At 45.2% G+C, this 4,322-nt stretch carries 3 protein-coding genes; all 3 read left to right on the top strand.

Annotation, left to right across the window (positions count from 1 at the left end; translation table 11 throughout):
- The first annotated feature begins 861 nt into the window (after positions 1–861).
- The 3 genes from EEJ45_RS17860 to EEJ45_RS17850 all read left to right on the top strand — a co-directional run bounded on the left by EEJ45_RS17860 (position 862) and on the right by EEJ45_RS17850 (position 4,272).
- A complete protein-coding gene (locus EEJ45_RS17860) occupies positions 862–1,689 on the top strand; it encodes a DnaD domain-containing protein (protein WP_124566101.1) in 828 nt (275 codons plus the stop codon).
- The gene (gene dnaB / locus EEJ45_RS17855) at positions 1,673–2,950 is read left to right on the top strand and encodes a replicative DNA helicase (protein WP_124566102.1); all 1,278 of its coding nucleotides are present in this window, start codon (positions 1,673–1,675) and stop codon (positions 2,948–2,950) included. The genes EEJ45_RS17860 and dnaB overlap by 17 nt, the downstream gene beginning before the upstream one ends.
- 956 nt (positions 2,951–3,906) lie before the next feature.
- The gene (locus EEJ45_RS17850) at positions 3,907–4,272 is read left to right on the top strand and encodes a transposase (protein WP_246000033.1); all 366 of its coding nucleotides are present in this window, start codon (positions 3,907–3,909) and stop codon (positions 4,270–4,272) included.
- Positions 4,273–4,322: the final 50 nt, after the last annotated feature.

Below are 4,322 nucleotides of genomic sequence, written 5' to 3'. Positions count from 1 at the left end.
GCACGAGAGGTAAGGTTTGCACGCGTAGGTGATCCGGTAGAAGCGCTTGCGGAGCACGAGAGTCAAGGTTTGCACGTGCAGGTGATCCAGGAGAAGCGCTTGCGGAGCACGAGAGTCAAGATTTCCGAGCGCAGGTGTCCCAGGAGAAGCGCTTGCGGGGCACGAGAGCCCAGTTTTGCACGTTCAGGTGTCCCAGGAGACGATCTTGCGGAGCACGAGAGTCAAGATTTGCGAGCGCAGGTGTCCCAGGAGACGCTCTTGCGGAGCACGAGAGCCCAGTTTTGCACGTGCAGGTGATCCGGGAGAAGCTGTTGCGGAGCACGAGAGTCAAGATTTGTGCGCTTAGGTGATCCAGGAGAAGCGCTTGCGGAGCACGAGAGTCAAGATTTGCGAGCGCAGGTGTCCCAGGAGACGCGCTTGCGGGGCACCTGATCTAAGACATACTCTTTCTAGTGACCCGCGAGTTTGGTGTTAGAGCTGTTTCAAAAATGAAAGTGGTAAAGTCTTTCTATCATGTTAGTAATTTCGTTATCTCCGCCAGACTAAGACCTGTAAATTTTGTGATGTCTTCCATGTACAATCCATTTTTATACATTCTCCGAACAAGCTGCAGTCTTTCTTCTTTGCGGCCTTTTTCTAATTTTTCACGAGCATGAGCTCTCCCCGCCTAGTCCTTTTTTACAAGACAATTCAATGCACATACAAACGGCTTATAAGCCCCTTGTAAGTACAAAATCATTTCAAAAACAAAACAACTACAATTTTTTTCGATGCTGTAATGAAAAATTTTTTATAAGCTGTGCCCCTTTTGCCTGCTTGCCTTATATATAGATAACGGATGAGGGAGAAGGAGGAGCGGGTATGGCGGTGTATCGGTTGGTGCAGGTGAGTTTTTGGCAGGATGACTTTGTGCTGGAGCTTACGCCGGAGGAGCGGTACTTTTATTTGTATTTGCTGACGTGCTCGAAGACGACGCAGTGCGGGATTTATTCGTTTCCCAAGCGCGTGGCGGAGATGGAGACGGGGTATAACCGGGAGACGGTGGACAAGCTGCTTGATCGGTTTGTGGCGTATGGCAAGGTGCTGTATGATGCCGAGACGAAGGAAGTGTGTGTGGTGAATTGGATTCGCTATAACCCGGTGAACAATGTGAATGTGGAAAAGTGTGTACTGCGTGAATTGAAGCTGGTAAAAAGCAAGGCGCTGGTGCAGATGTTTTTGGAAAAATGCCGGGAGGAGGGCTGTAAGATGTCGCTTGTATTCGCGCATTTTTGCCCAGGTGTATCGGTGCCGGAGGAAGAGGACACGGGTGCGGTGTTCCGGTTTTATGAGGAGCATTTTGGCAGTTTGTCGTCGTATGCGGCAGAAGAGTTGCAGGCGTGGATGACGGATTTGTCTTCTGAATTGGTTCTAAAGGCGCTGCAGCTGGCGTTCGAGCAGAATCAGCGCAAGCTTGCATATGTAAAGGCGATTTTGCGCGATTGGCACCAGCAAGGGTACACGAAACTGCAGGAGGTGGAGGAGGCATTAACACGTTTTCGGCAAAAGGTACCTGCTTCTGCGGAGCAAACAACGTATGTGTCAGAGGAGGGTAACTGGGATGCACCAAGCGATGAGGAGCTGCGGCGCTTTTTAGAGGAAAAGAATATAACTGATGGAGGGAGAGCTCATGATGAAGCTGGAGAATAAAGAGGCGGAAAAAAGTGTGCTAGGAGCACTTTTACTAGAAGGACAGCTGATGAAGGAGTGCCGCTTGTCAGAGGTTCATTTTTCGGATCCGGTGCATCGGGGCATTTTTAGGTTGCTTCGGCAGCTGGAGGATGACGGAAAGCCGATTGATTTGGTTGCGCTCGTGTCTGTGATGGATCCCTCCTTTTTAGAACAAATCGGCGGTCTTTCGTATTTGACACATTTGGCAGAAAGTGTACCAACGACGGCAAACTTTGGACATTATGAACGGATTCTACAGGGAGGCTGGAAGATGAATCAGGCGATGCTGGCGGCACAACAGATGCAGGAGAAGCTAGTAACGGAGCGGGATGAAGGTGCGATTGGGGAGATGATTACAACGCTTTGCGAGCTAGAGGAAGCAGAGTACGAGGATGATGAAGCGATTGCGACAACAGTTACGGCGTTATTTCAGAAATTTCAAGAGGATAAGGGTGACTTGACTGGTATTGATACAGGGTTTTGGGCACTTAACCGGATGACATGTGGCCTGCAGGAGGGCGATCTTGTGATTATCGGCGCGCGGCCATCAATGGGGAAAACTGCATTTGCGCTAAACCTGGCGCTTCACGCGGCGAAAACGGGAGCTGGTGTTGGCATCTTTTCCTTAGAAATGAGTAAGGAGCAGCTGGTGAAGCGATTAATGTCATGTGTACAGAATATCGAGGGTGATAAGCTGAAAAATCCGCGGCGCCGGTTTGCGATTCCCGATTGGGATAAGATGATCGATGCGAGCGCTGATCTCACGGGCTTACCGATTGCCATTTTTGAAAAGGCAGGTGTGCAGCTTCAGCAAATGTGGGTACAGGTGCGCAAGCTAAAGCGCCGCTACCCCGATCAAAAAATCCTGGTGATAGTGGATTACCTGCAGCTCATTGCGGGAGATGCCAAGCATAAGGGCAACCGATTTCAGGAAATTAGCGAAATATCTCGTAAGCTCAAGCTCATGGCGCGCGATTTGAACGTGTGCGTGGTCGCATTGTCACAGCTGTCTCGTGCAGTGGAGGCGCGCCAGGACAAGCGTCCGCTGCTGTCCGACTTACGCGAAAGCGGTCAGATTGAACAGGATGCCGACCTCATTATGCTGATGTACCGGGAGGATTATTACGAAAACGACGGTGACGGTGTTGTGGAACTCAACATCGCCAAGCACCGAAACGGCTCTGTCGGCAAAATCAGAGTACGGTTTTTAAAGGAATGCGGGCGGTTTGTTTCCTATTAATATGTTTGCTGACTTGAATGGCTGTGTGCTGTTCAAGTTTTTTCATGATGATTTTAGCTTGCTGGAGAAAGAAAGGTCAAGAGCTGTTCACAAAAGGAGCAGGAAAACTTCCGTATTATACGCACCGATAGGTTATAAAAAAGAAATAAGCATTTACAGGAATCTAATATATTGTATTAAATTAAACTTAACGTAAATTAAGTTTAGTTAAATTTACTTTAATATTTATTGGACGTATACTAGCTAAGGGGCATTGAATTCAATTGTACTGTTCCAATATATTGAATTCCATGTTATTTAAAGGCAATAAGTTTATTTATAAATTGATGACAAAAGAGAGCATGATATTAGCTGGTAATTGGACTTCAGGTCCCTATATAAAAATAACGTTATAAGCTCGTATATCAATTCCGGTTCTTTGTCCAGTTGAATATCTATACTTTTGTACTTTTTTCACAAGGTCAATCGATTGCATTTGCTTTGTTCAATCAAGCCCGTAAAACTGGGATGCCTGGATGTTCTCTTGAGTGGAAATCAACCACGCCCCGCGATGTGTTAAATAGCAACAATAGTTACGAAAACAGCCTTCTTTTTAGAAGTATTATTATCGCATTCTCTATATATCGTTACATTCTCCTACAGTGTTTGTGTATCTAATTTAGAAACAAAATACGCATGTTGTGAAATGATACAAGTATGCGAATGTTGAGGAGGTCATATTCATCAACGTACTTAGGCAAGGATACCCCTTCCTCAAGGAACGTGAAGGTGCGATAGCGCCAGTGAGTAGGTGGGGGAGGAATTGCGATCAGATACGGTATGGTACATAAAATCGTAAGATTTTGTACCATATCAAGTATCTGAAACTTCCGCCTTACCTCCTCCTTTTTCTGTCTAAATCATTTGCTTTCACTAAAAATATAATACAATTATGTTAGTGAAAGGTGGTGAAAATAATGACTACGATTACTGCAAAAATACAGATTTACACTTCTGACAATCAATTTGAAAGTCTAAAGGTAACAACCAATGCTTATCGTAAGGCTTGTAATTGGTTGTCAAAACATATATTTAAAACAAAGAATCTGAATCAAGCCAACATAAATAGTTTGTATTACGCTGATTTACGAAATCAGTTTGCGTTAAAAAGTCAAATGGCTCAATCTGTTATGAAAACTGTTATTGCTCGATATAAGTCCGCGAAATCTAATGGACACGATTGGTCTTTAATTGACTTTAAAGGGGTACCGTCACATGCCCATCAAGCTAACAACGTAAATGACTATATACGAAATGATCCTTGTTTCAAAACTAGCGAGTAACGGAAAAGTAGGCATGACAAAGAAGCCTACTAAAATATGATTTTTTTGCT

Source organism: Ectobacillus antri (genome assembly GCF_003852715.1).
GTDB lineage: Bacteria > Bacillota > Bacilli > Bacillales > Bacillaceae_G > Ectobacillus > Ectobacillus antri.
This window is presented reverse-complemented; position numbering and strand designations above follow the sequence as displayed.